This is a genomic window from Parasphingorhabdus sp. (assembly GCF_048269915.1).
In the GTDB taxonomy this organism is placed as follows: domain Bacteria; phylum Pseudomonadota; class Alphaproteobacteria; order Sphingomonadales; family Sphingomonadaceae; genus Parasphingorhabdus.
Window position 1 is genome coordinate 154,001 of sequence record NZ_JBLWTY010000001.1, and the last position, 22,858, is coordinate 176,858.

The window sequence follows — 22,858 nt, forward strand, 5'->3', positions numbered from 1 at the left end:
GCGGGCATAACCGGAACAATCATGTTCCCTGTTTAATTAGTTGGAGTAAAATAATGAAATCCCCCATAATTACCCCCGTCATTCTATGTGCGGTTGCGGGCACTTTCGCAGCCCCTGCAGCAGCCCAGTCCAATTCGCCTTTCACTGGTCCTCGCGCCGAAATTCTTGGTGGCTATGATACGCTGCGTTCGGGCAGCGATGTGGATGTCGATACCGACAATGATGGCATTTTCGAAAATAACACTCTTGATCAGTCGGTCGACGGCTTAGCTTACGGCGTGGCGCTCGGCTATGATTTCGATGCTGGTCCCGTGGTCTTCGGTATCGAAGGCGAATATATGGATTCGACCGGTAGCCAAGAAGGCGATGAGGACATCAACGCCCCGTTCGGCTATCGCATCAACCTGAAGCGCGACCTTTATCTCGGCGCGCGCATCGGTGCCAAGGTCACCCCGACCACTCTGCTTTACGCCAAGGGCGGCTACACCAACACCGCAGTCGAATCCCGTTTCCAGGACCGCGCGGAATCCGATGGCGTTAATCTCAACTTCGACGACAGCCAGCAGGTTGACGGCTATCGTCTTGGCGCGGGCGTCGAGCAGGTGATCGGAACCGGCGGAAACGGCAACGGTTCCGGCGCGTTTGTCAAACTCGAGTATCGCTATTCCAACTATAGCTCGCTCAAATATAACGACACATTGTTCAACGATAACAATGAAATCGGCGTCGACCTCGACCGCCACCAGGTGGTCGCGGGCGTCGGTTTCCGCTTTTAAGCCGAAGCTAGACTAGTCGCAGAAGGGCGCGCCGTTCAGTGGACGGCGCGCCATTTTTTGATTTTCAATACGATTGCAAGTCCTGAGGGTTGCCCACCATCAGGCGGCGGCAATTATTTCGCCTTCAGTTCCTTCACCAAATTCGGCGCAGGATAGATTGTCTCCAGCGCCTCCTGAACCGCAGCGACAGAAACCGATACCGTGCGATTGAGAACAGGATCATATCCATAATTTCCGCCCAGCGAATGGATATTGCCGTCAAACGCCGCGCCGATCACCGTACCGGCCTTGTCGATCACCGGCGAGCCGGAATTGCCCCCGATAATATCGTTGGTCGAGACAAAATCATAAGTGATCGAGGGATCGATCTTGTCCTTGTTGGCGCCGAAAGCGGGCGCGAGATCAAAGGGTTCGTTGCCGGTGGCGCGGTCGAACGTGCCGCCAAGGATGGTTGCAACCGGCACTTGCTTGCCCCGCTCCATCCAGCCTTTGACCTGACCGTAGCTGATCCGCAGCGTGAATGTCGCGTCGGGGTAGAGCTTGTCCCCATAGGCGGCGAAACGCGCGTCGGCGAGCTTCGCACCGGCATTGGTCAACGGACCGGCGTAATTTTCATCAATCTGCTGCCTGAGCTCGCGCTGGCGCGCTTCGAGTTTGCGCGCATAGAGGATCATCGGATCATCCGACGCCTCTATCGCGGCGAGACCTCCGTCCCATAATTTCTGGCGCATTGCGGGATCCGCCAGTCCGGTGCCGGCAACCAGTCGCTCGGCCAGCTGTTCAGGGCTTTCCTTGCCGAGCAGTAGCTTCGTATCGGGATCGTCGGCACCAAGATATTCGCGCGCCTTGGACAGGCTCCATCCGAACTTCAGTTCGTCGAGCCAAGGATATACCGGCCGCTCGTCGAGCAGGCGTTTTTTGGTCAACGGAAGCGCGCTGTCGGTAAAGCCTGGCAGCCGCTCGGCATTGGGTTTTGCGCTTTCTATCGCCGCCAGCACCAGAACTTGCGCATAGCCGTAAAGATCACCCGTTGGATCGGTGAAACGTGCGGGCAAATAATAAGAGCGATAGGCCTGCATTGCCGCGTCCACATCCGCCCACGGATCTCCGATAGCGTCATTACCCGCGCTCTTCGCTTTCAGGTTAGCTTCGGCACCGGCAAGCTTTGCGGTAAAGGCTGGATCATTCAGCGCCTTGGTCCGGCCGATATAGACTTTAAGCGAATTTTCGATACCGCCGAGCAAGTCGAGGCCCTCGCGGTTTTTCTCCGGGCTTTCCTCCATCGCCCGGATCAGACGCCCGCGCAGTTCCGACATGGTAGCTACGGTCACCGGCAGACGCACTTCGCGTTCAAAGGCAAGCTGGCTTTGCGTATAAAGCCGCGACGTTGAACCGGGATTGCCGACCACGAACGTAAGCTCGCCTTCTTTCGGCGCGCGCGGATTCCATTTCAGATGGGCAGGAGTGGCGACCGGCTTGCCATTTTCATAGGCCCGCAAAAACGATGCATCGAGCGAATAGCGCGGGAAATTGAAATTGTCCGGGTCTCCACCGAAGGTTGCAGCCCTATCCTCCGGCGACCAGGCCAACCGTACATCGGAATATTTCCGGTAGGAATAGAGCTTATACTGGCCGCCACCGAACAGGGTTACCACCTGACATCTTGTGGTCTCCGTATCCGGGCACCCAGCGCTTTCGATAACCGCGATTTTTGCGTCGCGCGCCTTGGTCAGTGCCTCGCCGCTAAGGTCGCCAATGGCGGCCGTCACATCGGCCGTCACATCGGTGATCATGGTGACCACCTCGGCTTGCTGCCCGGCGCATTTCTTTTCTTCAGCCCGGTTTCCGGCGATAAAACCGTTTTTCAGGAAATCGTTTTCATCGTCTGAATTTTGATAGAGACAGCTTGCGACGCAGTGATGGTTGGTCAGAATAAGCCCCTGGCTTGACACAAAACTGGCGGAACATCCTCCGGTGAGGCGAACAGACGCGGCCTGCACGCGGTCCAGCCAGGCCTTATCTGGCGCCCAGCCATAGGCCTCACGCATTTGCCCGGTCGGAAAGGCATCAAAGGTCCACATGCCCTCATCGGCATAGGCGGGCGATGCTGCCGCGCCGAACAGGCAGATCATGCCAGTAGCGAGAAAAACCGAACGTGTGGTCATGAGGACTTGTCTCCTTATTAGGTGCAGAAGCTGACAGCTTTGATCAAATATCTGGACTGAGTTTAGCATGACACAGGGACTCTACAATGGAATTACCGTATCGATTGCAACAATCCCCAACAAAAAAGGGGAGCACAATCGCGCTCCCCTTTCTCAATTCATCAGGACGACGGTCGCCTAATTTGCCGCGTCATCCTTGCAACCCATATCGCCTCATTCACCCGGTACCGGGAAGCCACGCTTCTTGAGGATATATTTTACCTCCGGATCACGGCCGCGGAATTGGCGATAGGCTTCTTTGCGGTCGGTTTCATTGCCGGTCGCCAGCAGGATCGTCCGGAACCGCTCGGCGGTTTCCTTGTCCCACGGGCTGCCCGCTTCTTCAAAGGCTGCCCAAGTGTCGGCGTCCATCGTTTCCGACCAGAGATAGCTGTAATAGCCGGCCGAATAGGCGTCTGACGAGAAGAGATGGTTGAACTGCGGCAGGCGGTGCCGCATCACAATCTCTTTCGGCATGCCGATTTCGGTCAGCGTTTCACGTTCGAACTTGTCCGGATCGATGATCGCTTCCTCGCGATTGTGCAGCTTCATGTCGACGATTGCCGAGGACAGATATTCAACCGTCGCAAAGCCCTCGTTGAAGGTCTTGGATACCTGGATCTTGTCCACCAGCTCCTTCGGAATCGGCTCGCCGGTCTTGTAGTGAGTGGCGTAGGTCGACAGGATATAGGGCGTCATCAGCCAATTCTCGTTCACCTGGCTCGGATATTCGACAAAGTCGCGCGGCGTGTTGGCAAGACCCGGGTAGGTAATTTCATAGTTGAGATAATGCAGCGCATGTCCAAATTCGTGGAACAGGGTCTGCGCATCGTCGAGGCTGATCAGGGTCGGCTCGCCATCGCCGCCCTTGACGAAATTATTGTTGTTCGACGAGATCGTGTATTTGTTCCGGCCACCCAGCTTGTAGCTGTCCTTGTAGGTGGTCATCCACGCCCCGGACCGCTTGCCGTTGCGCGCATAATTGTCGAAAAACTGCACACCGATGACCTTGTCGCCGCGCTTGACTTCGAAGGTGCGGACCTCGGGGTCGAAAACCGGAATGCTGCCGGTAGTTTCGGTGAAGGTGAGGCCATATAACTTGCCTGCCGCATCGAACAGGGCATCCATCATCTTGTCGAGCTGGAAATAAGGTTTGATCTCCGCAGCATCGAGATCATATTTCGCCTTGCGAACCTTCTCCGCATAGAAACGGTAGTCCCATGGTGCGATGGTGATCTCCGCGCCCTCGGCATCGGCAATCGCCTGCATGTCAGCGACTTCTTCACCGACGCGGGCGACGGCCGCCGGCCAGACCTTCATCATCAGGTCCATCGCCGCTTCCGGTTCTTTCGCCATCGTGTCGGCCATGCGGTAATGGGCGTGGGTCTTGAAACCCAACAGCTTGGCGCGGTCGGCGCGCAGCTTCAGGATCTTGGCGATGGTCGCATTGGTGTCATTGGCATCGCCATTGTCGCCGCGATTGATATAGGCGTTGTAAACCTGCTCGCGCAGATCGCGACGAGTCGAGTTCTGCAGGAAGGGCTGCATCACCGAGCGGGTGTTTTTCAGCGCCCAGCCGGCCTTGCCCTGCTCCTCCGCAGCGGCCTTGAGCGAGGCAACGAAACTGTCCGGCAGTCCGGCCAGATCCGCTTCGTCGGTCAGGAAGATGAAGGTTTCCTCATCGGCCAACACCTTGTTGGAAAAGTCGTTAAATGCCTTCGACAATTCGGTATTATAGGCGATCAGCTGTTCCTTGTCGGCGCCGTCCAGCAGGGCGCCATCGCGGACCAATTGCTCGTAATTGCGCTCGACCAGCCGAGTCTGCATGGCATCCAGTCCGGCCGATTCACGATTGTCGTAAACCGCTTTGGTTTTGGCCAGCAATTTCGGGTCGAGGGTTAGCTGGTCGAAGAAAGCAGACACCTTGGGCAACCATTCGCCCTGGATCTTGCGGACTTCGTCATTGGAAAGATTGCTGCTGTGCACCCCCCAGATAGCGAAGAGATTATTGGCTTCGTTGCCGACCAGTTCCATTGGTACGGTGAAATTTTCAAAGGTCGCAGGCTCCGGATTGTCGCGGATCGCATTTACGTCGGCCTGAATCTTGTCCATCATCGCCTGAAAGGCTGCCGGAAAATCGGCGACCTTCACTTCATCCCACGGCGGCACACCATCATAAGGTCCGGTCCACGGCTGGAGCACACTATTCTCGCTCTTGTCTGCCGATACAGATTGCATCGCGCTCATTTTGTTCAGTTCTGCAGTGGTCATTTTTTTCCCATGATGATCGGCAAGAGCGGGGCTCGCAGTCGCGCCAATAAGCGCGGCGCTGGAAACACCCAGAAAAAATTTGCGGCTGGAAATCGTGAATCGCATGTATGTTTCTCCATATACAGGGCCCTTGTCACGGGTCGCCCGGAAAGCGCCTACGGCGCCGTTGGTTGGGTTCTAGCCAAAGCGGAGGCCAAACGCAAAAAAGGTTGCGCCAGAAATCAAATATTAGACGAACTGCTATTTCCGGTCGATGAACGACGTCGAAAAACTGGCTATTCCGGCCTCTCGGCCAGCAGGGCGCGCACCAGCGGCTGCAAATTCTCATCATAGCGGGCGAGCATGACATGCTCTTCTGCTGTTTCAAAATGGCTGATCAACTGACGCCCGTTCCACCAGTGCAAAGCAATGGCTGGCGGATCAGCGACGATCATATTGCGTCCATCTGGATTTTCCGGATCGATCGGCTTCAGGTCCAGCGCAACCTGGGGTGCGGTCGACGCACAGACCGTCAGGCTAATATCCTGCCACCATGTTGAAATATTGCGATGCAGATGCCCGGTAATCATTCCCTTGACCTGATCATGGCCCGCCACGGTTTCGGCCAACCGCCCGACCCAGGGCTCATCGGGATGGGTGTTCATCCAGTCAATGCCGCTTTCCACCGGCGGGTGGTGTAGAATCAGGATCGTCGGCTTGTCCTTTTTTTCCGCAAGCTTGTCGCTTAGCCATCTGGCCCGGGTAGCGCAAAAGGCTCCCCCGTGCCTGCCCTCTTCCAGCGTGTCGAGAAACAGCAATCGGAGAGCCGGCGTATCGACCTCGTGCTGAACAAAGCCGTCGACGGTTGGCACATCAGGAAATTGCTGGCGGAATGGAGCCCTCAGATCGTGATTGCCAAGGCACATGTGAACGGGAAATGGCACGACGGACAAGGCATTTTCCAGCCGCGCGTAGCTTTCCTGATCGCCGCGATCAACGAGATCACCAGTGGCCAGCAACAGATCGGGTTGTGGGGTCATCGCGCAGATGGTCTTGATCGCCTGATCTAGGCGCTTGCGGTTGAATTCCGCAGGATTATCAGGGTCAAAGCCCAGATGAATATCCGTGATCTGCGCCATTAACATGGACGCCCTCCCTTTTTTCGGTCCGCCCTATTGCCGGGCAAGCTTTCTCTCCGGCTTCTTCTGCTTATCCTTTTGTTCTTCCTTGATCAGCCACGGTGCACCGTCACCGGCATGATAATCATGGCACATGGCGCAGGTCGAAGGCACGTCCGTTTGCTGCTGAAATTCCCCGCCATGGCATTCGCGGCACGTCTTGATCCCGGGCAACAGCAAATCAGTGGCACTCTTGGACGTCGGCGCATTGTGACAGGTCGTGCATTCAGCGTCATTATGGGCGTCATGGCTGAACCAGCCCTTGTGCATATAGCGGTCGGTTTGGGTCACCGGCTTGATGCCATAATCGACCCGCCCGCTAGCGGTCGGGGGAGTCACGCCGTGACAGTCGAAACAGGCCCCTCCGCGAGAGAAGACCTGGCTGATCGCCAGATTGGCGCGGCTCGGGCGGAACTGGACAGCGCGTGCATAATCGCTGGCCACGCGGGCCTCGTTACCCGCCCCCGGACGGCGGCGCGTCATCCCGCCAAGATTGATCGGCCGGGTTGGGCCGGTGGAACGATAATAAGCCTCAAGATCGGCCTGAACCATTGCGGGTTCACCGTGCCTGAGCGTCCGCACCGTGCCGCCGATTTCGTCAAAGGCGAGACTGTGACACATGCTGCAATCTTCCTCCATGTCGACGGGTTCAAAACGCACGCCTTTGGGATCCGGCGTATGGCAATCCTTGCACACGAGCGCAGAACCAAAGCCAAATTCTGCCGATAGCGTCCGCCCCATTTGGGCGACGCCGCCGGTCTTCGAGAGATGAACGTCATGAGGAAATTTCAGGCCATTATATTCGGTTGGCTTCTGATCGAGCGAGACACGCTTGCGCGAAGGATTTTTGCCGCCGGGCTGGACGAGTACGGCCGGCCGAAATTGCGGGTGTGCAATACCGAAATCCGACGCGTTTTCCAGTTTTGTATCGATCAAACGTCCATCCATCCCGTCGTGGCAATCGGCGCAGAAATTTTGCGCAGTGGGCTCCATAGCACCGGCCCCCTCATGCTCGCTGTGACATTCGACACACCTGCCCGGTGGCTTGTTAAAGGCAGAGGCAAATGCAGCGCCGATTTTCTCCAGCCCTTCCGGACCACCGCGCGCGGCCAGCAAGCGAGGTTTGGCGGCATGGTCATGCGCATCCTCTTCATGACAAGTGAGACAGGTCTTGTCCTTGACCGTGACAAAAGCATCGACATGGCAAGCCTGACAGTCTTTCTCGAGTCCGTGATGCGCACTGCTGAGCGGGCCGGACGACCACATTGTGTCGGCATGAAATTGATCGGGCCTCTCTTCGACACCACGCCAGGTGGCCCAGGTGTAGATTGGCCAGACCAGAAATGCGGCCAGCACGAGGGCAATAAAGGTCCAAGCGGTGATCCGCTTGCCAGGGAGCAAGCCTTTGAGCGTGTAGACGGTCGTCTCACTCCTCGTTTCCGCGGAATCGGACACAGCGTCGACCCGCTTGACGGTAAGGACAACATCCCCGTCTTCCTCACTGACCAGTATCACATGGCCGCCAAAGCCGAGTTCCGCACCTCTTGAAGGCTCGATCGTGACCGACACCCGGTGCTTCCCGTCCATGGTGAAATGCTCGCCCGACAAGGTTTCGACAATGATCTGCCCGTCATCGCGTTTGCGGATGATGGCATGGTCCGGGTTGACGGCGAGATCGGGCAGGTGGATCGCGTTTGCAGTGCTTCGGCCAATGCCGATTTTGTCCTCGGCGGTCGGCTTCGACCGGACAATCTCGCGACCATCGGCGGTGGTCGCGATCTGGCGTATAATGAAGGTCATATCCGGCTCTCCATCCTACCAGTAGAAAAATACGCTGATGATATGTGCGGTCAGCGATGCGATCAGGGCGAAAGTCATCGGGACATGGACGAACAGCCAGACCTGCAGCAGCGCCTTGAGCTTGAGATGACGGCGGACACGGCCCAGCGTGGCTTCTTTTTTCTCGAGCAGCGCCTCAACCTTGTCGCGCGGATCGTCACCTCCCATTTTCGGCTCATAAGCCCGCGCCCGGCGCAGTTCCGCTTGCGCCATCCGGGTCGCACAATCCGGATATCTTCCGGACATCCGCTGAAAGAAGCCACCGCCGAAGGGGTCCTGTTCGAGCGACTGCAGCACCAGACTGGCATGCTCTGCCGACAATGGCTGCGCCGCCTCATGCAACTGCCGATCGAGCGAGCGGAGGTTTTCCAGCATTTCCGCCTCTGTCATTTCGTCGCGATTGTCCGACAGCGCCTTCGGGATGGTAACATAAAAATATATCCCGACAATGCCGGAAATAATGACCAGCATCATGAACATATAAGCAGCAGTGTGGATGTTCCAGCCAAGCTGAAAACCGGTATGCAGCGTGCCGATAACGATCAGGCTGAGACCAAGATAGATATGCGCCGATGTCCAGGCCTTGAGCGACCATGACCCTGGCGTCATCGCCCGTTTGCGCACCCCAAGCATGGTCAGCCAGATAATGAGCAGCGCGCCGATGGTGCCGAGCGTATAGCCATACCAGCTGCCGCCGTTGTGGCGTGGCGAGACATCGACAAAAATATAGCTGATGATGCAGATCAGCATGATCGCCGAGGAAATTTTCAGCCAGCGGAACCCGGCGTGCTTGAGGAATCCGTCGTGCATCAAGACTTTCTTGCGACCGGAGGGGGCCGACATTGCTCGGCTAGCCATTATATGTCCTCCGCTTCAAGTTTGGCGACGGTGAGGAATTCTTCCGGCGCCACGCGGATCGCCGCCCCCGTCGGACAGGCGCGAACGCAGGCAGGGCCGCCAGCTATTCCGGAGCACATATCGCATTTGATCGCTTTTTTCGGCTGCTCGACGGAAGGGTCGCTATGCTCGGCGGTCCATTGCTTATCGGGTTCGCCCGGCCCCGGCCCAGAACCAAAGAACAGCCAGCTCAGCAGCCCCGGCTTCTTCGGCGGAACCTTGTCCATGCGGATCACGCCATAGGGACAATAGCGCTGGCAATTGCCGCAGCCGATACAGCTGTCATCAATAAACACCTCGCCATCGGGACCGCGGTGAATGGCATCGGGCGGGCAGTCGGACATGCAATGCGGATGTTCGCAGTGCCGACAGCTCGTCGGTACGTGGAGATGGGCATAGGTTTTCCCCGCCTCGCGGTCGAGACGCGACAGGCCTTCGTGACTGTCGGCGCAGGCTTTCTCGCAATTGTCACAACCGACACACAGATTCTCGTCGATCAGCAGGACGTCGGTAGCCTCGCCAATGCCGTTGTCGACGAGGAAATTGGCAATCTCTGAATACATGTCGACGATACCCGAAAAGCCGTCCTTCTTGGCTTCGACAAAGGCGTTAATGTCCTGCCGCGCAGCCATGTCCTTTTTCGCCTTGCGCATCAGATCGGGATGAGCGTCGAGCACTTTCTTGAACGCATCGCCGTTGATCCTGATGACTTCCGACTTGATCGCAGCCTTGACCGTGGCAGTACGATAGCCCCCGGCAATCAGCGTCATTTCCCCAACATAGGAACCGGCGGGCAGATAGGAAAGGAACACCGGCCTGCCACCAATTTGTTTCTCGACCACCATAGACCCGACGCGAATGACATAGATGTCGTTGCCGTCAGACCCTTCCTCGATAATTGTTTCACCGGCCCGGACATTGATGATCTCGCTGGTTTCGACAACTTCGGCAATATCCTCCTTGGTCAGGCCCGACCCGAACATCTGCAGCAATTGCCGCTCGGTGGAAATCTGGGTGATCCGGCGCTTGGCTGCGGGGACCGAGGCTTGCAGCTTCAGCGCCGCCGTACGCGAGATTTCGACCAGGATGACATCTTCCGCCGCCCGGATCGTCGCGCCGCGCCGCCGACCCGAAATCAGACCGACCTCACCGAAGATCGAGCCCTGCTCGATCGGCACGGTGATCGAGGGGTCAGTGGGATTAATCTCGACCAGCACGGAGCCCTCGGCAATCGCAAAAAGCGAGCTTCCGGGATCATTTCTCTCGAATATCACCTCATCCTGGCGATAGCTTTGCGGGTCGCTGTCGAGCATGAACTCGCGCATCTGCAAAGGCGAAAGCTCGTTGAGAATTGTCACATTGGCTCGGAAAAATTCGAGCCATTCGTCGACCGACCGGCCTTTTGGCAAGCCGCTGAATTTCGCTTCGAGGATGGGTTCATCAGCCGGCTTCAAGTCGACGTTGCCGTTGATAAACTCGATCACGTCATAGCCCTGGTTCATGCAGTGCTTGATCAGCGGATAGCCGGCCAGCGCGCCGATGACATAAATGCCCTTCTTGGTGCTCTCGAATGCCGGCGACAATTTGGGATAGGCCTCGCGATCCTCGCTGGTAAATTCAATCCCGCATTCCTCGACGAACTTGCGCGGCGGCGCACTACCCATACGGGCGATGATCCGGTCGCATTTGATCGTTTCTTGTCCGTCGCGGGTTTCCAGCACCAGCTCGCCATCCTTGACTTCGGCTGGCGTCGTCTCGTTGCGAATAATGACCTTGCCCTGCTCCCCCGCTTCCATCAGCAGCTTCACATTGGCTTTCTTTGCCCGGGCAAATTCGGCCGAGCGATTGAGAATCGTGACGACGTTATTCTGCGCCGCATCGGCGGCAAGCCCCAGCGCATTTTCAATACCCGCATCGCCCGAACCGATGACTGTGATATGCTCGTCATAATATTCGCCGGGATCGTCGAGCTGATATTGCACCAGCTTGTTATCACCGCCGGGGCAGCGCATCAGATTGGGATTGCCCTGCGTTCCGATTGCCATCACGATTGTTTCCGCCTTCACGGTATCGCCATTTTTCAGCGTGATGGTAAAATTGCCTTGCTCACCCTCGATTTTTATCGGCTCGGCCTTGTACCGGACATTCACGCCGTGACTGGCGGTCTGTTCATCCCATGTGCCAAGGATCGCCTCGCGCTTGCCTGCCTCAAAATCCATGTCGGAGCGCAGCACCAGCTGGCTCGGCGTTGCCATGACATGCTTGCCCTTTTGATATTTGTAGATGGTGTCGGAAAGATGGTCGGTCTTTTCCAGCAATATATGTTTGAGCTTGAGCTGCGCCGCGCGCCCAGCCGCGCTCATGCCCGCTGGCCCGGACCCGATAATCACTACTCGAAACTTGTCCGACACGCGCCTGCTTCCCCCCTTTTGCTTCCCCGATCGACGCACCCTCATACGTCATGACGACCCGGTTCAGCTATCTGTCCAGCTATAGCGCGACCCAAAAGATTGAACTTTGGCAGTATCTTATCAAAAAGCCTCTCCATTGCCAGTGCAAAATATCACAGCCATCTCGGCGCTTGTCAGGCAGCAACAGGCTCCGTATCCCTGCTCGAAAATATCGTCTCATCAAACAGCTTGAGGATTGACCATGGCAAAATCAGGTTCATCGATAACCGTCACCCGTATCGCTCTGATTTTAGCGGCTTTACTGGCGCTTGGTGCGATCGCGGTGCAGATATATCGCAGCATGAACACCGATACTGGTGCAAGCGCGATCGCTTCTGGTGCTGACAGCGAACAGGCTCCGAGCGTGGACGAAGTCATCACCAACCTCGAAAAAAAGCTGCAGGACAACCCTGACGACGCGGAAAGCTGGCGGATGCTCGGGTGGAGCTACTTTGAAACCGCCAAGTTCGCCGAATCGGCCACCGCGATGAAACGCGCAACCACGCTCGATCCCGACAATCCCGAATATTGGTCGATGCTGGGCGAAGCGCTGGTGATGGCAAGCGACGGACAACAAGTGCCCGCGGATGCCGCCGACGCTTTCCGCAGCGCCCTGAAACATGATCCCAAGGACCCCCGCGCACGCTATTTCCTGGCGGTCCAAAAAGACATATCAGGCAATCACAAAGGCGCGATCAACGACTGGTTCGCGCTGCTCGAAGACACGCCCGCCGACGCGCCTTATGCCGCCGATATCCGCCGGGTGATCGGACAAGTGGCGGAGAATGAAGGCATCGACGTGAAGCCCCGTCTCGCCAAGGCCGCACCCGCCGCGGCAACCGGCGGCATCACCACCGACGGCCCCGCTGTCGCCACGGCGGCGATTCCCGGCCCCAGCCGCCAGCAGATGCAGGAGGCCGCCGCCCTGCCCCCCGGCCAGCAGGAAGCGATGATCGCCAATATGGTCAACGGCCTCGACAAAAAACTGCAGGCCAATCCCAAGGATGCCAACGGCTGGATCATGCTGATCCGCAGCCGCATGCAGCTCGGTCAGACAGTGCAGGCGAAGCAGGCGCTGGAGCGGGGGTTGAAGGCGTTCAAGAATGACGGGGCGGAGGCGAAACGGATCCGGGAGGCAGCGGCGGCACTGGGGGTCGGAGGGTGAGCCTTCCTATAGCGACAGAAAACTGGTTCCCATGCTTCGCTACCAACACTAGATTCGACTTACTGCCAGAAATTGTATAGAAGTTACTTGGGGGTGTTGTGGACACAATTCCGATTATACTTGGCGCGATAGCAGTCTTTATTGCTGGGGTATGGATTCATTCCAGTAAGAAAAACTGGTCGGAGGGCGTCAGCGGCTTCTCCGCCTTCCTGTCCGCTGTGGCGTTGATCATCGCTTCCTACTGGTATTTTTACGAACGCCCAGGGGTTCCCAAGCTGAATTTGGAAGTGTCCGGTTCCGACTGGAAGACGGACCAAAACGAACTTTTAGTAAGCGTTGTCGTTCGTCTGGAAAATGTGGGAAACACCACAATCGTCTTCCGGGAGGGCGAGAAGCTCAAGCTGGACATTGGATATATTTTGCCGGCCGTCGGGGCCGATATCAAAGCGCTTCGGGCATTCCGGGGAAATCTGAAGAATTTCGATGCCGACGAATTCAGAGTGATCCAGAGAGATCAATGGCCCGCCCTGGCTTACAACTGGACAGACTTGGCAGCAGAGATCGAGGCGGGCGAAACGGAAAGATATTATTTCAAGGCGCTGCTCGATTGTGACCGAGGATATGTCCTCGGGCTGACGGCCAGAGTCCCAAAAAAAGAGGGCTATCTGGAAGGCCTTCTCGGTCCGGGAGAAGGCCGGGATGATATGGTCTGGATCAGCCAGTCGATATTGGATACCCGGGATAACTGCCCGCTGAAGGAAGGATCATGAGACCAATGAAGACTGTCATCCCGACCGCCATGCTCGCAATGCTGCTGGCATCCTGCGCTCGCCAGGATCAGGGAGAGCCAGAGATTATAGAAGATGAGATTTACCCGACCGTAACGGACGAGGCAGCGGAGGCGACGGAGGAAGCGGCAGAAGACGCTGCTGACGCAATGGGTGACGGTCAACATGCGCGCCCCGATCCAGGTGATCCGGAACTGCCTGATGATCCAGCGATTTGAATATTCCGGGACTATTCAGGCATCAGCCTTGAGCGCATGTCGCCGATCACTCAGCTGGCGTCGGACTACCGAAACAACGGCTCGCCGAAACTCCGCAACTTCCGGCTGTGCAGCGTCCCCTCGTCCGCTTCTTTCGCCAGCAGATCGATCGCCCGCAGCCCGATCGCCAGATGCTGCCCCACGCGTTCCTGATAGAAGGCATCGGCCATGCCGGGCAGCTTGATCTCGCCGTGCAGCGGCTTGTCCGAGGCGCACAGCAGCGTCCCATAAGGCACTCGGTAGCGATAGCCGTTGGCGGCGACTGTCGCGCTTTCCATGTCGATGGCGATGGCGCGGGACTGGTTAAGACGTCGGGCAATCTGTTCGAAGCGCAGTTCCCAGTTCCGGTCGCCCGTGGTAACCACCGTACCGGTACGCAAATGCTGCTTGAGTTTTGACTTGTCGATGCCGGTTTCCGCCTGCACGGCCTCCGTGAGCGCAAGCTGCACTTCGGCAATTGTCGGCAGCGGGATGCTGGGCGGCAGCACATCGTCGAGCACATTGTCATCGCGCAAATAGGCGTGGGCGAGCACATAGTCACCGAGCCGCTGGGTCCGGCGCAGCGCGCCGCAATGGCCAATCATCAGCCAGACATGCGGGCGGAGCACCGCGAGATGGTCGGTGATCGTCTTGGCATTGCTCGGTCCGACGCCGATATTGACCAGGGTCACGCCGGGCCGGCCGTCGCTGCGCACCAGATGATAGGCCGGCATTTGCGGCGGCTTGGCGATCGGCGGAGCGGAGGGCTTGCCATCCCTCCCGGTGATCCGATTGCCCGGTTCGACCAGTCTCGTGGCCTGGCCAGCCTTCACTTCCCCCAGACTATGTTCGATAAACTCGTCGACATAGCGCTGGTAGTTGGTGAACAAGATGAAGGGTTGGAAATGCTCCGGGTCGGTGGCGCAATAATGGCGAATCCGGTGGAGCGAATAGTCAACCCGTTCAGCGGTGAACAAAGCGAGCGCCGAGGCTTCCTCACCTTGGAAAATCTGGCCACCATCGACAATCTCGTCATTGGTTTTGACCAGATTGGGCGTGTGGAAATAATTGGGCAGCTTCTCCTTCTTCGTCCGGTCAAGCCCGGCGCCGGCATCCTCCAGCGCAAAAGCCAGTGGAATCGGCGTGTCGGATAGTCCGACCCGGATTTTGGCGGTGAACGTATCAACTATGCGTTCGAGCTGGTCGAGCAGATAGAGGCGATAGAGGCGCGGCTCGGTAATCGTCGTGCAATAGGTATTGATGTCGGACAATTGGCCAGACGCCAGATGACTGGTTTCGGTGGCCTGAGCGGCGGGAATTTCGACGCTGATCTGGGGATAAAGGCCCTGCTCGCGATCATCCTTCGCCAGTTTGGACGTTGCGTAGCGGCCAAAGCGTGCGGCCGTGATTGCAATTTGTTCGGTGTAGAGTTTTTCCAGCAAGGCCACAGCTTCGGCGGGCGATGCGCATAAAGTAGAGTCGGTTTTCATGTAGTCTCCGTTACAGTTTCAACCCTTTAACGGAAAAATGTGACAAAGGGAAAACCTATGTACGGGAAAGGTCGAGAAAGCGGGCCGCCGCGTAAAACTCCGCTTCCTTGACTGCGCGCGCGGCCAGTGCCTGTTCGTCCTCGCCCCATTGCTGTTCCTGCCACAGTACTTCAAGATTGACCAATGGCCAGAGATGCCCGGCATCATGGACCTGTTCGACCAGCGCCAGCGTCGCGATCAGCGAACCGGACAGGCCAACAAGCGACAGCATGGCGGCAAGGGTAAAATCGTCTTGCGCGTTGACCGCATTGGACAGGCGCTCGATCGTCTCTTCAGCCTGAGCCTGGTAGATGATACCATGGATCAGGTTAAAACTGGCATCATAGCGGCTCCGCGCCCAATCCAGCAGTGGGTTCCAATGGGCCGCCTGATGATCGATCAGCGCCTGCTGACTCTCGTCAGCACGGTAATAGAGCATGTCGCTGTCGGCAAAGGCAGCAATGCGCCCGACGATCCGGTCTCGCTCGAACTTGACCTGATCCAGCGCGCCCTGAGCCAAGCCGGTGAGCGGCATGGTGGCGGGATCGATATCCTCTTCCTGCGCCACCCATTCCGCGGCAATCGCCTCGGCAAGTTCCGGCGTCGGCAGAGTCAGCGCATTGCGCTGCGGTGTTTTGACAGCCCGCCCGTCAAGGGTGATGGCAAAGTGGTTGTCGTGCGGTGCAACCGATACGTCTGTATAGAAGCGCTTCACGGCTGTTCGCCAGCTTGCGCAGCCTTGGCAATCTGCTCCTCCGCCACCCGCGCCTGGACATATTTTCGGATGATCCACATCGGCGCGATCCACATCTGCACCAGGCCAAGTGCGATCAGGACATAGCCGACCGGCACTGGCACCGGCGGCAGGCGGTCCAGTGCGATTGCCAGCCCCAGCATCACCAGAACCACACCGAGCAGACGGATGATGCTGATGAGAATATGCACCGCCTTGGCCTGCTTCTCTTTCTCCGGATCAGGAATATATTCCGGCTGCGTGTCCATCGGCTCGCTCATCGATTCAATATCCCGTTCAGATCGGCCATCGCCGCCGCCACTACTTCCGCGCCGGCGTCGATCAGTTCCTGTTCGTCATGATAGCCCCAGTCAACGCCGACCGCGCGCACCCGGGCATTGACCGCCATTGCCATGTCAAAGCTGGTATCGCCAATCATCGCAGTGGTTTCCGGCGTAGCACCCGCTTCGGCTATCGCCAGTTCGACCATCGCCGGATGCGGCTTGGACGGATGCCGGTCGGCGGTCTGTAACGTTACGAAGCGATCGCGCAGTCCGTGGATTTCCAACACATGATTGAGTCCTCGATCGGACTTGCCGGTGGCAACCCCCAAAACCCAACCGGCTGCCTCCAGTTGTTCCAGCGTTTCGAGCAACCCATCATATAAAGGCTCATGCACCCCGCCAGCCTGACGCAGTTCGAAAAAGCCGTCCTTGTAGGATTGGGTTACCGCCGCGACCGTCTCTTCATCGCCTTCGGGCAACAACCGGCTGACCGCTTCAATCAGGCTGAGACCCACAATCCGCCGCACCAGATGATGGTCGGGCGGAACCAGACCGTGTTTCGTAAACGCCTGGTCCATCGAGGCGCAGATATTGTGCTGGCTATCGACCATCGTGCCGTCACAATCGAAAAGGGCAAGTTTGGTGGTCATGTCTTGTTAAACTCCCGCATCATGTGAGCGATTGCCCGACGACCGACAGCGTCGAGTTCATCAGCAGCCTGCTCCCTGGCTTCCGGGGACTTGTTCTGGCCAAGTTTGACCGTGGGTCGCCATGCCACGATTTCCATTTCAAACCCAACAATCGCATCAACCATCTTGTCAAATTTTTCAGCATCCATTTTATCCCGGTGCCACGGGTCTTTGGGCGCAAGTTTTGCTTCATTCTGCGCAGCCAGATCATCAAGCAATGCGATCAAACCCTCCCGCTCCATCTGCCGCACTGTACCTTCAAGCTCCAATGTGAGATAATTCCATGTCGGCACTTGATCCTCGATGCCATACCAATCCGGGCTAACATAGGCATCCGGTCCGTTGATCACGCATAGTGCCTTTGTCCCTGTAATATGCTTGGTCAACGCATTGCCGCGCGCCAGATGAAACTGGACCGCTCCGTCTCCAGTAGAGATAATCGGAACATGAGCGACGCGGGGGCCATCGGGCGTTTCGGCGAAAACCATCCCAAAACCGATATTGGCGATCAGTGCTTCCAGCGCCGCACGTTCGTCGGCATCATTGTGATCGGTGGCAGACCGCGGCCAGCGGAAGGCGGGATTGGGATGCATATCTGTGTCTCTCGAACCCTATCTCGGCTTCTTGGCAGCGGCCCGCTTGACTTTGGCCTTGTGCGGCATGTTTTTCTTGTGGGTCGCCTTGCCGGCATTGGGACGATCACGCTTGGTTGGCTTGCCGGCCTTTGTCGGCTTGCCAGCATTTTCACCCCGCGCCCGGCGTTCCCCGCGTTTGTCCTTGCGGATCATCTTGGCATGGGCCTTGGCCTGCTGTTTCCGCACCAGTTTTCCGCCCGGCTTCTTCTCGTCGAGCGGCAGATCACCCAGGCTGAGGTCCAGCCCGAGATTTTCAATGGTTTCGGAAAAATGAGCCGGCAGATCTGCCGTCACATCCAGATTGTGACCGTCGGGATGCTCAATCCGCAGCCGCCGCGCATGCAAGTGCATCTTGCGACTGATTGTGCCGGTGAGGAAAGCATCCTTGCCGCCATATTTGCCATCACCGACGATCGGATGTCCGATGGCCGCCATATGCACGCGCAACTGATGGGTGCGTCCAGTATAGGGCTGCAACTCGACCCAGCAGGCCCGGTTGCCCGCCCGCTCGATAATCCGGTAGCGCGATTTGGCCGATTGTCCGTTTTCTTCATCGACGTGCATTTTTTCACCGCCGGAACCCGGTTGCTTGGAAAGCGGCAAATCAATCATGCCATCGGCAATTTCCGGCACGCCCATGACGATTGCCCAATAGACTTTGCGCGCGGTGCGACCGGAAAAGCGCTTCGAGAAAAAGGCGGCGGCGCCCGGCGAACGAGCCAGCAGAATCGCTCCGCTGGTATCTTTGTCAAGCCGGTGAACCAGCTTCGGCCGCGATTTGGCTTCAAAGGTCAGGGCATCAAGCAGTCCGTCGAGATGGGTCGTCGTCTTGCTGCCCCCTTGAGTAGCCAGCCCAGGAGGCTTGTTCACCACCAGCGCCGCTTTGTCTTTATGGATAACCAGTTCCCGGGCGAAATCGATCTGGTCCTGCGTTAGTTCCATCTTCGCTTTCGGGGTGCGACCAGGCCGTTCTATTTCCGACGGCGGCACACGCAATATTTGACCGGCGTTGATTCGATCACCGGGAGACACTCTTTTGCCGTCCAGCCGCAACTGCCCGGTCCGCGCCCAGCGCGAAACAATGTTAAACGGAACATCTTCCATATGCCGTTTGAACCAGCGGTCGACCCGGATGTCATCATCATCGGCGGAAATCGTGAATTGCCGGACATCAAGCGTTTTCAGTGCCTGTTTCTGTTCCTTGGTCGAGCCTTGGGGCTTTTCTTCCTCGGAGCCGCTTTCGGCAGTGGGATCAAAACCGCTCATGCCAGTGCCCTCACTGTTATCAAACCCGCAAACAGGGCCAGTACCGACCCCATAACCGAGATCAGCGCATAGCCGACAGCCGTTCCGGTTTCACCGCGTTCAATCATGTTGAACACCTCCAGGCTGAAGGCAGAAAAAGTCGTGAAGCCACCGAGCAGGCCGACGCCCAGCAACAGCCGCCACGGCTCATCGACAAAATTGCTGCGTGCTAGCACACCCGCCAGCACACCCATGAAAAAGCCGCCAGCTAGATTGGCTGCCAGGGTACCGAAAGGATAGCCGATGGCACCAAGGTGGAAGGTAAGTCGGCCGAGATGGTAGCGCCCTGCTGCACCAATCGCACCGCCTGCCATGACAAGAAGGGTAGCGTTCATGGCCGTCCCTTAGTCGGCTTGCGTGGTTTTTCCAAGCAGATCATTGGTCAGCCACAGGCGAATCGCGGTCGCCAGGCCCGGCGGCTGTGCCGCAGCGATGCGTTCGACATCAATCTGGGCAATCAATGCGTTGAGCGGCAAGCGGCGCTCATCAGCCGCGGCTTTCAGCAGATTCCAGAACAGCGGCTCGAGGGAAATGGACGTCTGATGCCCGGCAATCGTCACGCTACGCTTGACCGGTGGGTGAAAGATTTCCGGCGCTTCTAGAGCCACCCTGACAATTCCCGTCGCACCAGTGTCTCAAGCATGTCAATGCTGGTCTCGCTATCATTGAGGCATGGCAGATAGGCAAATTTATCGCCACCGGCAGCCTCGAATTGCTCCTTGCCCCTGATCGCCAGTTCCTCGCAGGTTTCCAGACAATCGCTTGAAAAACCGGGCGCGAAAATGGCGACATTTTTCTTGCCCAGTGCCGGCAGGGCTTCCAATATTTTGTCGGTCGCCGGTTCGAGCCATTTCGCCCGTCCAAATCGCGACTGGAATGCCACCACCAATTCCCTGCCCATCTTCTCGGCCAGTAACCGGGCCGTTTTCTGACAATGACAATGATAGGGATCACCCAGTTCCAGCGTACGCTGCGGCATGCCATGAAAACTCGCAACGATCGCATCCGGTTCAAAATCCAGATCTGCAATATCGCGCTCGAGACTGCTCGCCAGCGCTTCGATATAGACGTTGTCATCATGATAGGCCGGAAGCAGCCGGATTGCCGGTTGCCAGCGCATCCCGGCAATCGCATCAAATACCGCATCATGCACACTTGCCGTCGTGGCACCGCTATATTGCGGATAGAGCGGCGCGATCAGGATGCGGTCGCATCCTGCCGCCTTCATCGCGTCCAGACGGCTGCCAATGCTCGGATTGCCGTAGCGCATCGCCCAATCGATCATCACGCCGTCAATTTTGCCAGAGAGTTTCTCCGCCTGCTTTCGCGTGTAGAAGGCCAGCGGTGAGCCCTCTTCGGTCCAGACCAGGCTATAGGCCTCCGCAGATTTGGCTGGGCGTGTATTGAGAATGATGCCGCGCAAAATCGGTTGCCAGACAACAGACGGAATTTCGACAACGCGCTTATCCGATAGAAACTCCTTGAGATAGCGTTTAACGGCCCGCTTTTCCGGCGCATCGGGCGTACCCAGATTGACCAGTAGCACGCCAATTTTCTTCGTGGCAACCGGGGGGTGATCCTCTGGCAATAGTCCCGTTTCACGCATGACTTATGATACTTCCCCGAAAAGTGGCAATTGCCGGAACCGGGTTCCGGTCGCTGAAAACAAGGCGTTGGCGACGGCCGGCGCGACGGCCGGTACACCGAGCTCTTCATATCCCACCGGTTCTTCCTCGCTTCTGATAAATTCAATCTGGATCGGTGGAATTTCAGCCAGCCGTGGCAGGGAAAGGTCGCGCAACCGTTTTGCGGTTGGCAGCCCCTTCTGGAACCGGGTTGCGCTGCCCAGCGCCATTGCCAGCCCGAACACAATGCCACCCTCAATCTGTTGCCGGGCAATATCGGGGTGAATGATCCGGCCGATGTCGACGGTTGCCGAAATACGACGCACCTCCAGGCCGCTGCCGCCTCTGCTCGCACTGGCGATCACCGCGATATGCCCGCCGCGCATGCTGTGACAGGCAAGGCCCTGACCACTGCCGTCCAGTCCTCCGTCCCATCCAGCCATAGCGGCAACACCGGTCAGGCACCGGGCCAGTCTGGGCTGGTTGTTCATCATCTGCATCCGAAAGGACAAGGGCTCTATGCCAGCCTTCGCAGCCAGCTCATCGACGAATGATTCGAGATAGAATATATTGCTGCTATGCGCGTTGCTCCGCCAATTACCTGTCGGGACACCGGCAAAGGCGCTATGGTGATCGACAGTCAGATTGGGAATATCATAGGGAACATCAAGCCCCTCGACAGCCTTGCTGTCAGCCTCGCCGATCGAGTCCCGCATTGCCGTGACATTATCCATGCCGCTGAACAGCCGCCTGACCTGTTCGCGCGCAGAAGGCGGGGCTGCAATCTTGATCTGCATCGCTTCCACCCGTCCGCCTTTGGCCATGGCAGCATCGAACCGGGCTTGGCTGGGTGCGCGATAATGGTCGTGCATCAAATCCTCTGCGCGAGACCACACGAGCTGTACCGGCCGGCCCATTTCTTTCGCGAGGCGAGCGACCTGTCCCGCAATATCATTGTCGAGATTGCGGTCGAATGACCCACCGCTCAGCATTGGATAAAGCGTCACCCGGTCCCGCGGGATATCAAGCATTTTAGCCGCCGCCTGGACAGCCGCCACCGGTGCCTGTGTCGCCATCCAAAGTTCTAGCCCACCATCCTTAAACTCGGCCGTTGCCGTACGCGTTTCGACCGGTGCGTGCACAGCAGCGTCTGCATGGTAGCGCGCCTGGAACGTACCATTTTCGATAAATGCAGCTTTGGTGTTGCCGCGCGATACAAAGCGTATGCCGGGTCCGCGATCCAGTGCTGCAAACAAGGCGGCGTCGATCTTCTCGCTCTCGGCCAGAAAACCTTTCGTTTCGAAAACCGGACTCATTCTGTCGAGGGCCCGGTTGGCCGCCCACCAGTTGGTGGCCACCGCTGCTATCCATTTTTCGCCTTTGACAACGTCGATAAAACCGGTGATCTTGCTGGCGCCTTCGCGGTTGAAGGATTTTAGCCTGGTTTCGCCAATCGGCCCTTGCCGGATCGCGGCAAAAACCATGTCGGGTAGCCGGATATCTCCGGCAAAATTGGCTGAGCCGTCGAGCTTGCTGGGGAGGTCCAGACGCGGGACATCCTGTCCGATCAAATTGCCGACGCTAGCGGGCCGGAGTGGCACGGGATCGGGCAAGTCCTGCTGCGCTGCCTCGCGAACCAGTTCTCCGAACCGCAGCTTTTTCTCGCCATTCGAAATAACGCCATTTTCGACTGTACAGATTTCCCAGGCGACGTCCCATTTGGCAGCCGCCGCCTTGGTCAGCAATACTCTAGCTGCTGCGCCCGCTTCGCGAAAACTTTCTGCGAAAGCAGGGATCGAAGTGGAATCGCCGGTTACAATGAATTGATCGCGGACCGCCACATTCTGAGCGATCCATTGGACTGCGGCATTTTCAGCCAGTTTTTCTGTACCCGCAGGCAGGAAGGATTGTGCCCACTGCTCGGCGAGCAAGCGATTGCTATACAGGGGATTTATCGGCGCGGGTTCCACCGCCACCGTTCGCCAGTCGGCCCCCAGCTCATCGGCAAGGATTTGAGGCAAAACGGTGTACACGCCCTGCCCCATTTCGCTTTGCGGTACGACTACCGTGACCTGCCCGTCTTCCGATATTTTCAGGAAAGCGCCAAAAACCTGTTCATTCTCGGTCGCGGCAACATTGGGTTCATAGCTGCGCGGCCAGATTGCCCACGCGACCACCAGACCAGCCGCCGCGCCACCCCCGATGAGGAATTTACGGCGATTCAATCCATTGGATGACTTTTCATCCCGATCAATGTCTGTTGCAGCGGCCATCT

Annotated in this window: 20 protein-coding genes; 4 read left to right on the forward strand and 16 right to left on the reverse strand. The window is 57.7% G+C overall.

Features of this window, described 5'->3' with window-relative positions; all coding sequences use genetic code 11:
• Positions 1-53 precede the first annotated feature (53 nt).
• Positions 54-776 (forward strand): outer membrane protein, encoded by a 723-nt coding sequence (locus ACN0WX_RS00705; protein WP_417620356.1) that lies wholly within the window; start codon positions 54-56, stop codon positions 774-776.
• A gap of 113 nt (positions 777-889) precedes the next feature.
• Here ACN0WX_RS00705 and ACN0WX_RS00710 read toward each other — a convergent pair whose 3' ends face one another.
• The 6 genes from ACN0WX_RS00710 to ACN0WX_RS00735 all read right to left on the reverse strand — a co-directional run bounded on the left by ACN0WX_RS00710 (position 890) and on the right by ACN0WX_RS00735 (position 11,507).
• Entirely contained in the window at positions 890-2,941 is a 2,052-nt protein-coding gene (locus tag ACN0WX_RS00710; protein ID WP_417620357.1) for a S46 family peptidase, read from the reverse strand.
• Between the two features lie 213 nt (positions 2,942-3,154).
• Positions 3,155-5,356 carry a M3 family metallopeptidase gene (locus tag ACN0WX_RS00715; RefSeq protein ID WP_417620358.1) on the reverse strand — a complete coding sequence of 734 codons (2,202 nt, stop codon included), beginning with the start codon at positions 5,354-5,356 and terminating at the stop codon, positions 3,155-3,157.
• Between the two features lie 170 nt (positions 5,357-5,526).
• Complete coding sequence (locus ACN0WX_RS00720; protein WP_417620359.1) at positions 5,527-6,375, reverse strand: phosphodiesterase; 849 nt, start codon at positions 6,373-6,375, stop codon at positions 5,527-5,529.
• A gap of 27 nt (positions 6,376-6,402) precedes the next feature.
• Positions 6,403-8,208 (reverse strand): cytochrome c3 family protein, encoded by a 1,806-nt coding sequence (locus ACN0WX_RS00725; RefSeq protein ID WP_417620360.1) that lies wholly within the window; start codon positions 8,206-8,208, stop codon positions 6,403-6,405.
• Between the two features lie 15 nt (positions 8,209-8,223).
• On the reverse strand, positions 8,224-9,105 hold the full coding sequence (locus ACN0WX_RS00730) for a hypothetical protein (protein ID WP_417620361.1): 882 nt from the start codon (positions 9,103-9,105) through the stop codon (positions 8,224-8,226).
• A complete protein-coding gene (locus ACN0WX_RS00735; RefSeq protein WP_417621178.1) occupies positions 9,105-11,507 on the reverse strand; it encodes a cyclic nucleotide-binding domain-containing protein in 2,403 nt (800 codons plus the stop codon). Before ACN0WX_RS00735 ends, ACN0WX_RS00730 begins: the two co-directional genes overlap by 1 nt.
• Before the next feature lie 289 nt (positions 11,508-11,796).
• Between ACN0WX_RS00735 and ACN0WX_RS00740 the strand changes: the two genes are divergently transcribed.
• The 3 genes from ACN0WX_RS00740 to ACN0WX_RS00750 all read left to right on the forward strand — a co-directional run bounded on the left by ACN0WX_RS00740 (position 11,797) and on the right by ACN0WX_RS00750 (position 13,765).
• Positions 11,797-12,759 (forward strand): tetratricopeptide repeat protein, encoded by a 963-nt coding sequence (locus tag ACN0WX_RS00740; RefSeq protein WP_417620362.1) that lies wholly within the window; start codon positions 11,797-11,799, stop codon positions 12,757-12,759.
• Between the two features lie 98 nt (positions 12,760-12,857).
• The gene (locus ACN0WX_RS00745; RefSeq protein WP_417620363.1) at positions 12,858-13,529 is read left to right on the forward strand and encodes a hypothetical protein; all 672 of its coding nucleotides are present in this window, start codon (positions 12,858-12,860) and stop codon (positions 13,527-13,529) included.
• The gene (locus ACN0WX_RS00750; protein WP_417620364.1) at positions 13,526-13,765 is read left to right on the forward strand and encodes a hypothetical protein; all 240 of its coding nucleotides are present in this window, start codon (positions 13,526-13,528) and stop codon (positions 13,763-13,765) included. The genes ACN0WX_RS00745 and ACN0WX_RS00750 overlap by 4 nt, the downstream gene beginning before the upstream one ends.
• A 65-nt stretch (positions 13,766-13,830) precedes the next feature.
• On the opposite strand, the gene ACN0WX_RS00755 is transcribed toward ACN0WX_RS00750, so the two are convergent.
• Genes ACN0WX_RS00755 through ACN0WX_RS00800 form a run of 10 tightly spaced genes read right to left on the reverse strand, consistent with a single transcriptional unit; the run spans position 13,831 to position 22,856 of the window.
• Entirely contained in the window at positions 13,831-15,273 is a 1,443-nt protein-coding gene (locus tag ACN0WX_RS00755) for an AMP nucleosidase (RefSeq protein WP_417620365.1), read from the reverse strand.
• Positions 15,274-15,328: 55 nt separating this feature from the next.
• Entirely contained in the window at positions 15,329-16,027 is a 699-nt protein-coding gene (locus tag ACN0WX_RS00760) for an ATP12 family chaperone protein (RefSeq protein WP_417620366.1), read from the reverse strand.
• On the reverse strand, positions 16,024-16,326 hold the full coding sequence (locus ACN0WX_RS00765) for a hypothetical protein (protein ID WP_417620367.1): 303 nt from the start codon (positions 16,324-16,326) through the stop codon (positions 16,024-16,026). Before ACN0WX_RS00765 ends, ACN0WX_RS00760 begins: the two co-directional genes overlap by 4 nt.
• A complete protein-coding gene (locus tag ACN0WX_RS00770; protein ID WP_417620368.1) occupies positions 16,323-16,979 on the reverse strand; it encodes an HAD-IA family hydrolase in 657 nt (218 codons plus the stop codon). The genes ACN0WX_RS00765 and ACN0WX_RS00770 overlap by 4 nt, the downstream gene beginning before the upstream one ends.
• Positions 16,976-17,611, reverse strand: coding sequence for an FMN-binding negative transcriptional regulator (locus ACN0WX_RS00775; protein WP_417620369.1), 636 nt, complete (start codon positions 17,609-17,611; stop codon positions 16,976-16,978). The genes ACN0WX_RS00770 and ACN0WX_RS00775 overlap by 4 nt, the downstream gene beginning before the upstream one ends.
• Positions 17,612-17,629: 18 nt before the next feature.
• Positions 17,630-18,919, reverse strand: coding sequence for an RluA family pseudouridine synthase (locus ACN0WX_RS00780; protein WP_417620370.1), 1,290 nt, complete (start codon positions 18,917-18,919; stop codon positions 17,630-17,632).
• Positions 18,916-19,293, reverse strand: a complete 378-nt coding sequence (crcB, locus tag ACN0WX_RS00785; RefSeq protein WP_417620371.1) for a fluoride efflux transporter CrcB — start codon at positions 19,291-19,293, stop codon at positions 18,916-18,918. The genes ACN0WX_RS00780 and crcB overlap by 4 nt, the downstream gene beginning before the upstream one ends.
• Before the next feature lie 9 nt (positions 19,294-19,302).
• A complete protein-coding gene (locus ACN0WX_RS00790) occupies positions 19,303-19,566 on the reverse strand; it encodes a ribbon-helix-helix domain-containing protein (protein ID WP_417620372.1) in 264 nt (87 codons plus the stop codon).
• Positions 19,557-20,564, reverse strand: a complete 1,008-nt coding sequence (gene hemH, locus ACN0WX_RS00795) for a ferrochelatase (RefSeq protein WP_417620373.1) — start codon at positions 20,562-20,564, stop codon at positions 19,557-19,559. The genes ACN0WX_RS00790 and hemH overlap by 10 nt, the downstream gene beginning before the upstream one ends.
• Before the next feature lie 3 nt (positions 20,565-20,567).
• Positions 20,568-22,856 (reverse strand): molybdopterin cofactor-binding domain-containing protein, encoded by a 2,289-nt coding sequence (locus ACN0WX_RS00800; protein ID WP_417620374.1) that lies wholly within the window; start codon positions 22,854-22,856, stop codon positions 20,568-20,570.
• Between the last annotated feature and the right edge of the window lie 2 nt (positions 22,857-22,858).

What these genes read in the sequence shown, in the direction of transcription:
- ACN0WX_RS00705 (WP_417620356.1), top strand. Translation starts at nt 54, where the DNA reads ATGAAATCCCCCATAATTACCCCCGTCATTCTATGTGCGGTTGCGGGC.
- ACN0WX_RS00710 (WP_417620357.1), bottom strand. Translation starts at nt 2,941, where the DNA reads ATGACCACACGTTCGGTTTTTCTCGCTACTGGCATGATCTGCCTGTTC.
- ACN0WX_RS00715 (WP_417620358.1), bottom strand. Translation starts at nt 5,356, where the DNA reads ATGCGATTCACGATTTCCAGCCGCAAATTTTTTCTGGGTGTTTCCAGC.
- ACN0WX_RS00720 (WP_417620359.1), bottom strand. Translation starts at nt 6,375, where the DNA reads ATGTTAATGGCGCAGATCACGGATATTCATCTGGGCTTTGACCCTGAT.
- ACN0WX_RS00725 (WP_417620360.1), bottom strand. Translation starts at nt 8,208, where the DNA reads ATGACCTTCATTATACGCCAGATCGCGACCACCGCCGATGGTCGCGAG.
- ACN0WX_RS00730 (WP_417620361.1), bottom strand. Translation starts at nt 9,105, where the DNA reads ATGGCTAGCCGAGCAATGTCGGCCCCCTCCGGTCGCAAGAAAGTCTTG.
- ACN0WX_RS00735 (WP_417621178.1), bottom strand. Translation starts at nt 11,507, where the DNA reads ATGAGCGCGGCTGGGCGCGCGGCGCAGCTCAAGCTCAAACATATATTG.
- ACN0WX_RS00740 (WP_417620362.1), top strand. Translation starts at nt 11,797, where the DNA reads ATGGCAAAATCAGGTTCATCGATAACCGTCACCCGTATCGCTCTGATT.
- ACN0WX_RS00750 (WP_417620364.1), top strand. Translation starts at nt 13,526, where the DNA reads ATGAGACCAATGAAGACTGTCATCCCGACCGCCATGCTCGCAATGCTG.
- ACN0WX_RS00755 (WP_417620365.1), bottom strand. Translation starts at nt 15,273, where the DNA reads ATGAAAACCGACTCTACTTTATGCGCATCGCCCGCCGAAGCTGTGGCC.
- ACN0WX_RS00765 (WP_417620367.1), bottom strand. Translation starts at nt 16,326, where the DNA reads ATGAGCGAGCCGATGGACACGCAGCCGGAATATATTCCTGATCCGGAG.
- ACN0WX_RS00770 (WP_417620368.1), bottom strand. Translation starts at nt 16,979, where the DNA reads ATGACCACCAAACTTGCCCTTTTCGATTGTGACGGCACGATGGTCGAT.
- ACN0WX_RS00775 (WP_417620369.1), bottom strand. Translation starts at nt 17,611, where the DNA reads ATGCATCCCAATCCCGCCTTCCGCTGGCCGCGGTCTGCCACCGATCAC.
- ACN0WX_RS00780 (WP_417620370.1), bottom strand. Translation starts at nt 18,919, where the DNA reads ATGAGCGGTTTTGATCCCACTGCCGAAAGCGGCTCCGAGGAAGAAAAG.
- crcB (WP_417620371.1), bottom strand. Translation starts at nt 19,293, where the DNA reads ATGAACGCTACCCTTCTTGTCATGGCAGGCGGTGCGATTGGTGCAGCA.
- hemH (WP_417620373.1), bottom strand. Translation starts at nt 20,564, where the DNA reads ATGCGTGAAACGGGACTATTGCCAGAGGATCACCCCCCGGTTGCCACG.
- ACN0WX_RS00800 (WP_417620374.1), bottom strand. Translation starts at nt 22,856, where the DNA reads ATGGCCGCTGCAACAGACATTGATCGGGATGAAAAGTCATCCAATGGA.